Annotated in this window: 5 protein-coding genes; 3 read left to right on the plus strand and 2 right to left on the minus strand. The window is 71.1% G+C overall.

Translation table 11 applies throughout. The features are described 5' to 3' along the window. Window positions 1–194: 194 nt before the first annotated feature. The gene (locus ACSNOD_RS25710) at window positions 195–1,214 is read left to right on the plus strand and encodes an ATP-dependent DNA ligase (protein WP_436769435.1); all 1,020 of its coding nucleotides are present in this window, start codon (window positions 195–197) and stop codon (window positions 1,212–1,214) included. A gap of 400 nt (window positions 1,215–1,614) precedes the next feature. Then, entirely contained in the window at window positions 1,615–2,643 is a 1,029-nt protein-coding gene (locus ACSNOD_RS25715) for a hypothetical protein (protein ID WP_436769436.1), read from the plus strand. Window positions 2,644–3,119: 476 nt separating this feature from the next. Here the strand turns inward: ACSNOD_RS25715 and ACSNOD_RS25720 are convergent, their stop codons facing one another. Further along, the gene (locus tag ACSNOD_RS25720) at window positions 3,120–3,713 is read right to left on the minus strand and encodes a hypothetical protein (RefSeq protein ID WP_436769437.1); all 594 of its coding nucleotides are present in this window, start codon (window positions 3,711–3,713) and stop codon (window positions 3,120–3,122) included. A 328-nt stretch (window positions 3,714–4,041) separates the two neighbouring features. Between ACSNOD_RS25720 and ACSNOD_RS25725 the strand changes: the two genes are divergently transcribed. Further along, window positions 4,042–4,584 carry a hypothetical protein gene (locus tag ACSNOD_RS25725; protein WP_436769438.1) on the plus strand — a complete coding sequence of 181 codons (543 nt, stop codon included), beginning with the start codon at window positions 4,042–4,044 and terminating at the stop codon, window positions 4,582–4,584. Window positions 4,585–4,639: 55 nt separating this feature from the next. On the opposite strand, the gene ACSNOD_RS25730 is transcribed toward ACSNOD_RS25725, so the two are convergent. Beyond that, on the minus strand, window positions 4,640–7,171 hold the full coding sequence (locus tag ACSNOD_RS25730) for a Helicase associated domain protein (protein ID WP_436769439.1): 2,532 nt from the start codon (window positions 7,169–7,171) through the stop codon (window positions 4,640–4,642). Between the last annotated feature and the right edge of the window lie 490 nt (window positions 7,172–7,661).

Genomic DNA, 7,661 nt, shown 5'->3' on the forward strand with positions numbered 1-7,661 from the left:
CTGCCGGGGCTCGCGCCGCTCCCCGACGGCGCGGGCCCCGGCAAGCCGTCGCCAGACAGCCGGCGAACGGCCCGGCTGTCCGGGCTCACGGGCGTACCGGGCGTCCGGCGGGCGCCCGCGGCCATGGAAGGGGCGTCGGAGTTCCCGGCACATCGAAGGGTGCCCGGGGGCCGGTCGGAGGAGGCGGTGGTGCGGTGGTGCTGCGCCCGCCGGTGGAGCCGATGCTCGCCCAGGCCCGCGACACCCTCCCCGGCCCCGGCGCCTTGCCCGGAGGGCTCGCCTACGAGGCCAAGCTGGATGGCTACCGGGCGCTGCTGTTCACCCCCGCCGGGCCGGGCGGCACGGTGCTGTTGCAGTCGCGGCGCGGCTCGCTGCTCCAGCGGCAGTTCCCCGATCTGGTCGCTGCGGCGCGCCAGCTGCCGCACGGGCTGGTCCTCGACGGCGAACTGCTCGTATGGCACGAGGGGCGGTTGTCCTTCGAGGCGCTGCAGCGCCGCGCTTCCGCTCGGGCCCGCTCCGTCGCGCAGCTCGCGGAGGCGCTGCCGGCCCACTTCGTCGCCTTCGACATCCTCCAGATCGACGGCCAGGAACTGCTCACCGCGCCGTACGAACACCGCCGCGCCACGTTGGAGAACCTCTTCACCGAGCACGAGCTGGCGCCGCCCTGGACGCTGTGCCCCATGACGAGCGACCCCATGCTCGCCCAGGAGTGGCTGACGTCCTGGACCGACGTCCCCGGGGTCGAAGGTCTGGTGGTCAAGGGGAGATCGCAGCGCTACCTCCCCGGGTCCAGGAGATGGTTCAAGATCCGCCGCCGCCACACCACCGAAGCGATCATCGGCGGCATCACCGGCACCCTCGCCCGCCCCCACATCCTCGTCCTGGGCCGCTACGACGACACCGGCCGGCTGCGCCCGGTCGGCCGCACCGTCCCGCTCAAGCAGGCCGCCGCCCGCCAGCTCGCCGAACACCTCCGCCCCGCCGGCGCCGACCATCCGTGGTCCGGTGCGCGGTTCATCGCCGCGTGGGGCAGCCACGAGGCTCTCGATGTCACCCTGGTCGTCCCGAAACTGGTGGCCGAAATTGAGGCCGACACCGCGATCGACCGCGGCGGCGTGTGGCGCCACCCACTGCGCTACGTCCGACTGCGCCTGGATGTCTCGGTGGCCGACATGCCGAGGTTCGGGGAAGGCGTGCGGGCCTCCAGTGGCTGACGCCTGCGGCCCGCCGAGTTGGGGGGAAGCCCCCTTAGCGGTCGCCGTCGGCCGGCCGGGCAGGGCGTGATGACACGCACTGCCTCGTCCTTCGTGGCGGCTTCACCGACAAGGAGCCGTGTCTGAAAACTCCACCCGCAGACTCGCCCGATCGGGTGGTATTCCCTGCGTCCTCCGGCGCGTACGCACCCTGCAATCCGAGAACTACGTCAGGCTGTTCGGCGGCCTTTCAGGTAGGCCATCGCCCGGCAGGCACGCCGTCCGACCCGGCGCCGCCATATTCGCTGTGGGCGTGAAGGAGCCAGGCCCCGCCCCGAGAACACCCAGCGCCGCAGACCATCATGCTCCACACCAGCCTGTAGCGCGCCGGGGGTCGGACGGTGCGCGGATCAGGATGGAGATGAGTCACGGAAGCGCTCTCACGCAAAAAGCCCGCTACCGCTCCCACTGCACCGGCATCGGCCACCAGGCCAGCCTCCAGCAGCTCAGAGCCGACAGCCACCACCCAGTACCGGACGCAGGCCCCGACCAGTCCCGCCTGGAGGCCGCCGTTTTCGAGCGTCTGGGCGGCACAATCGACTACTGCGCCCATCCCGCCGGCGTCGCACACGTCCGCCCGGCAACCGACCACCTGGCCGTAGCCCTTGACCCGAAGCTCGGTCCGAGCCACCGGCTGCCCGAGCACTGCCTCGCAGCTCTCCTGCCCACCCAGTACACCGGCACCGATGAACAGCTAGAGGAGCCGAGCGGCATCGTCGGTGTCCGTCTCCGCGGCATCGACGCAGCCGGCCTCCATCTCGGCCTCGCCGGAACCGATGCCCACGCCACCCTCACCGGACCGACCCCGAAGCAATGGCACTCGATCGTGGCCGACCTCCACGCCTGGTGCCGCGAGAAGCACCACGACCCGCTCTGGAACACACCTGAGCTGACCCGGCCGGAACTGGCCTACCTGGCCGAGCACACCACCTGGTGGCAAGAGCGAGCAGAGGCGGCCTGGGTCGCCAGCGGCCTGCTGCGCCGAATCGCCCTCTTCCATACGGTGACGAAGCCGTTCTGCGTCCGATACTGGCAGCACGGCTTGGGATGGAAGTTCGAACTGCGCTACGAGCACGGCGTCCCCCTCGACCACGACGCGGTCATCGATCACCTGGCGCACCCGAAATGGGGGATGGACCTGGCGGTGACGCGGGACTCATGCGCCTGCAAGCCCTGTGACTGCGACGGGGGAGCCGAGCGCTCCTGCTGGTTCACCCTCGACCCGCAGGGCGACCACGGAAGTATCGTGATCCACTTCCGGCGGCAAAAGGCCGGCTACGACGCCTCCAGGGCGTACGGACGGCTCGTCGCAGCGGGGGCTGAACCGGCCTGGCTCGAACGGGCCCTGCCAACCCACCACGGCTATTCGGGCCAACCCCTCGCTGTCTGAGCCAGCTGGTCACCGCTCGCTGTCGTGACCACCCAACATGCGCAGCTCGCCCCGCGCCGCCCCCTGTCCCGGCCCTCCCGCTGAGCCTGGGTCCGGCGCTGGCCTGCTCGGCACGCTCCAGCAGGGCGGCCTCGAGAGCGGGACGATGGCGAGAACCTCCGCGCGCTCCGGATTGAGCTGAGCGAGCCCGCCGGCCAAAAGGGCGGCGACCGTGTCCGCGCGACGGCTTGGGCGAGTCGTGCGCGGGCGCGGCGAGCGCTCGGGCCGAGGCCAACGCCTCGGTCGGTGTGCACGGAGGCGTCCGTCGGGCACTCCCCGCTCGGCCGGTCGAACACGACGAACACCTCGCGCGGCAGCCGCTTCGACAGGGCGCGCCACATCCCCACGAAGAGCGGCGCTCGCCCCACAGCGACACCGGGTGAGCGCCGTCGTACGTCACGGGCCCCGGGGAGCCGTGACGGTTCAGGGCACCCGGTTCACAGACGCACCGCTCGCCGCCGCCGTGGCCTCACTGTCACGCGGGCCGGGCGTGGCATCTCCAGCACCCCGGCGACCTTCCGCGCCAGCTCCGCGACGTGTGGTGGCAGGTAGTGGTCCAGCGCATCGACGTCGTCGCACAGCCGGGCCGTCAACCCGTGCAGAACTGCCGCGGTGAACAGCTCTTGCGGGTCGTCCTCCGCCTCCCGCGCGTGCTCAGCGGTGCGCTGCCCCCACCCGTAGCGCGCGCTGTCACCGCCAGCTTCGGGAGCTCTCTCTCCGAGCAGGCCGGCCAGGTGCGCCCGCTCGGCATTCCCTGGCCCCGCCGCCCGGCTGCGCTGCTGCCCGGTCTGGAGGTACGACGCGAGGGGGCCCATGGCCATGCCGGTGCGCTGGCAGTAGGCGGCGATCAGCAGGGCCGCCTTGTCCAGTGTGTCGGAGGCGTCCGTGGTCCGGTACAGCGTCATCCGCTCCCAGCTATGCGCCTGGTCGGGCTCGGTGTACCGCAGCACCTCCTGACACTTCTCGACCGCCTCGCAGACCAGCTGGTGCACCGCCCGCCGCAGCGGGTCCGGCATCCGGGTGATGTCCATGGCCCGCACGCTAGAGGCGCTGTGCTCCCGACACCGGGGTAGTGGCGCTCGCTCATCCAGGTGGCCTACGAACGCGGGCGGCGGGCGACGGCGACCTGAAGGCCCCGGCCATCCGAGCACCGGGTGCAACACGGTGTTGCAACACGCAGCGCGTTGCAGTGCTGACCTGCGTAAACGTTGTGCGATGCGGCCCTGTGTTGCGTGGTGCATCCCGTGTTGCACCCTGCTTCGGCGTACGTCTGCTCCTCGTCGCCGCTGCCGCCCAGCGCGAGCCCGGGTGAACTTCACGGGGGCGTCACCGGCAGGCACTCTGGGCAGACCTCCCCCCATGAGCAGCTCTCACGCCGGCCCTGATCGTCCTGTCTTGCTTCCCTCCGGCCTCGCCTGGAACACCGACGCCCGGGTGGTCGGCGAAGTCCTGGAGATCGTGGGGGCAGCCGCCGCGCGTTGTCTCGACGACAGCCGCTATTTGGCGCCGGCTTTGACGTGGCAGGTCGCCGCCGAGTTGGTCAGCGATTGCGTCGTGACCACTGACTACCGCCCGGAGAACGTGCGGGCCCTGTGCCTGCCTGCCTTCGCCCTGGAGGCGGTGTGGGCCTGCCACGCGGCACTCGTCCAAGCCGCCGAGGGTGACGACGACGGCGAACGCCTGGCCGGCCTGCTGTCGTACTACCTCGACGGTGTCCACGGCATCTACCTGCGCGGCCTGATCGGCGCTGTGGAGAGAGTCCTCGCGGTGCTCAGTCTCGACCTGCCCGCTGCCCGCACGTTGGTGACCCACCTTGTGCTGAACTCAAAAGCCAGCCCGGAATCAGGGGCAGCGCGCGACGAAGTCCTGGCGGCATGGCGCAGGGCCGGCATCGCTTGCTGACCCGGGGCGGCCAGGGGGATGCCCCTGCCCGGACTCGCGGCCCCTCCGTACGCCGCTACGTCCACCGCATCCCGATGGCAGACAGCTGCTCCACCCGCTCCGGAGACAGCGTCGCGGCCCGCGAGCGCTGGTTCCCGATCCATGCACCAAGCCGAAGCTCCCGAACCTCCCGGTCCTCGCCGCTGCCGCCCCTCTGATCGCCACCGACGACGATCGTCTCGACGTGCTTCCTCGGCACGCGCAGGTGTCCCTCGCGTTCGAAGAACTGCTTGGCGGCCGCGTAGTTCATGGCCCATTTGTCGGCCTGCGTGCGGCGCGGCGTGGGCTTCTCGTCCGCGGTCGCGGGTTCGAGGCCGAGGATGTGCTCGCACATCCACTGCTGCACGCTGGTGAGCTTGTCGAAGCCGAGCCGCTGCGCCCGCACCCACTGGCCGAGGTCCTCGCCCTGGTGCACGACATCGCCGGGCTCGGTCGGCAGTTCGCCGCCGGCCTCCAGGTGCAGCCGGACCAGGTGGAAGGCACGCTGCCACTCCACGGGCCAGGCCGGGCACCAGGAGGGGTCGATGTCCTCCAGTTGCTCGCGCCGCTCCTCAGACAGCGCCCCGGCCGACGACTCCACCGGCAGTCCCTCCGCGCGCCGCTGCTCGAGCGCCTGCGCCTTGCGGGCGGCGGCGCGGGCATTCTTCAGCCAGATGCCCACCCGGTGACCCTGGTAGGTGGCGTCCAGCGGGGCCAGGAGGTGGCCGTGTTCGGTGGCCCATCCGCGCGCGGCGGCGAGTCCTTCCTCCCAGGCGACGTCGAAGTGGGACCACACCATGCCGAGCTTCTCCAGCTGTTCGACGCGGTCGTAGTCCATGTCGCCGCGGGCGTAGAAGCGGCGGGCGTCGGCGATCCACTGCCCCAGCGGGAACCCCGCGAGCGAGGCCGGCCACCCCTCGACCTCCGCCTCCGGATGGCCCTTGGCGGGCACGCGGTACGTGAAGGGCACGCGGAGGTCGCCGTGCAGTCGGCTGTAGATGACGGCGGCCTCGACGCCGCGCCGCCAGTGCTCGTGCTCGGGGTGGAGGACGCGCAGGTTGATGAACGCGGCGAGGGCGGCCGGGTCGCGGGGCGTGGAGAACTTCAGCAGCGACCGCGCGGGCGCCGACGGTCCGGGCCCTTCCCCCTCGCCCCGGCTCTCCTGGCCCTCCCCGCGGCTCTGGACGCCCCTGACACGGCTTGGCGCCTGCTGCTGTGCCAGAGCCTCCACGACGCGGGTGTCGTGTGCCCTGAGCGCTTCCAGCAGCTTCGCCAGCCCGCCGAACGCCCGGGAGGTGAGCATGTTGTCCGCCGTCTCTCCGGGCCCAAGCAACACGGGCACCACGAGGGAGGCGACCTTGCCCTCGCCGGGCTGCATGCGCAGCGCGCGGCCCACCGCCTGGACGAGATCCGGCATGGAGCCGCGCACATCCGCCCAGTAGACGGAGTCGCAGTTGCGGGTGTCGACGCCTTCACCCAGGACCTTCACGGACCCCAGGTAGCCCTTCTCCACGACGGTGCCGTCCGTGGCGATCCCGTCGGCGAACTCCCCGAGGACTCGCCGCCGGTGGTTGGGCTTGTGGTCGCCGCAGAGCCAGTCGGCCCAGATCGTCTTGGGGTACAGCTCGGGGTCGGCGGCGTGCAACTGCGCGGCGACGTCGGGGAGGCCGGCCGCGAAAGCCTCGGCCTCGCGCACCTGGTGGTGAAAGACCAGCGTCCGGCGGAAGCCCTCCTCGGCCGACGCCTTCACCAGGGCGGTCTGGAGGGCTGCGAGCCGCGCCCCGCGCACCTGGTCCGAGCGGCCTTCCGCGCCCAGGAGCTGCGCGGCCTGGAGCTGGGTGTCGGTGATGTCCACGCACACCACCTGGTAAGGAGCACAAATTCCCCGGTCGATCGCCTCCGACAGCGTCAGGGTGTACGCCCTGCTGCCGAACGGGCCGTCCGGATCGTCCTCCATGCTCGCCACCAGCTCGCCCGGCGCCCCCTCGGAGTCCTCGTCCAACTGCCACAGCCGGGGCGTGGCCGTCATGTAGAGGCGCCGCAGGGACGGGATGCGGGTGTTGTCGTGGACGACCGCCCACGGCTTCCCGATCAGCCCCGAACACCTGTGCGCCTCATCGACCACGATCAGGTCCCACCCCGGAAGGCCGGCCTTGTGCGCCCGCTCCAGCGTGCCCAGCCCCAACGAGGCGTACGTGGCGAACACCGTGACCTTGTCGAACGGCCGCACCCAGTCGACCAGCTCCTCCACGTCCGTGGTGTTGGGGAAGGACACCTCCTCACCCCGCAGGGAGGACACCCCGATCATCGGGCCTGTGCGGCCCCCCTCACGCCACGCGGCCTCGGTCTGGGCGAGCAGATCGAGAGAGGGAACGAGCACCAGCACGCGGCCCGCACGGAGCTCCTCGGCGCTGCGGGTGGCCACGAGGGTCTTGCCGGTTCCGGTCGCCATGATCACCTGAGTCCGGAGCCCTCGCGGAGGCACAATAGAACTTGCAGGCAATTCGAGGGCGCGCAGCACTGCGTCCACGGCTTCGCGCTGGTGGGGACGGAGTTCCTTCACTGCCATTCCGATTTGCCTTACCCTGCGGGCCGCGCCTGTTGCATCACGCGGCAGGAAACGGGAAACCTGCACGTAGAGGGCGAGCGATCGGCTACGGTGAATCTCACCGGAACCGGGTCGCAGCCTCGGACCAGTAGCGGGGGAGCGTGATCGGAAACCCGCCCTGCTCCCTCAGTGGTGCTGCTATCTGAGTCCAGAGTCTATCGCGGTATGCAAAGTGAAGCATCCGGAACTCGGAAACTTCCTCGAACGTGGCTGAATACTGTTATTGTTGCCTTATGGCCACCCCTCTGAAAGCAGCCTGACGACCGGTCACCTCACCCCATCGCTCACCGCTGCGGCCTGCCCTTCTTCCGACGGCCCGTCACCCCCTCCTCCCTTTGCTGCTCGGGCCGCAGGCCCGTGGGTGGGCCGCGCGGAGCGTGGCGCGCCCTGTGGTGCGGTGGGTGATGTGGAGTCAGGCGCGGGTGGGAGGGTGGCTGGAGCGCAGCGGAGG

Source organism: Streptomyces sp. URMC 123 (assembly GCF_051386515.1).
Classification (GTDB): domain Bacteria; phylum Actinomycetota; class Actinomycetes; order Streptomycetales; family Streptomycetaceae; genus Streptomyces.

Coding starts and splice junctions, on each gene's coding strand:
- ACSNOD_RS25720 (WP_436769437.1), bottom strand. CDS start 3,713: ATGGACATCACCCGGATGCCGGACCCGCTGCGGCGGGCGGTGCACCAG.
- ACSNOD_RS25715 (WP_436769436.1), top strand. CDS start 1,615: ATGAGTCACGGAAGCGCTCTCACGCAAAAAGCCCGCTACCGCTCCCAC.
- ACSNOD_RS25725 (WP_436769438.1), top strand. CDS start 4,042: ATGAGCAGCTCTCACGCCGGCCCTGATCGTCCTGTCTTGCTTCCCTCC.
- ACSNOD_RS25730 (WP_436769439.1), bottom strand. CDS start 7,171: ATGGCAGTGAAGGAACTCCGTCCCCACCAGCGCGAAGCCGTGGACGCA.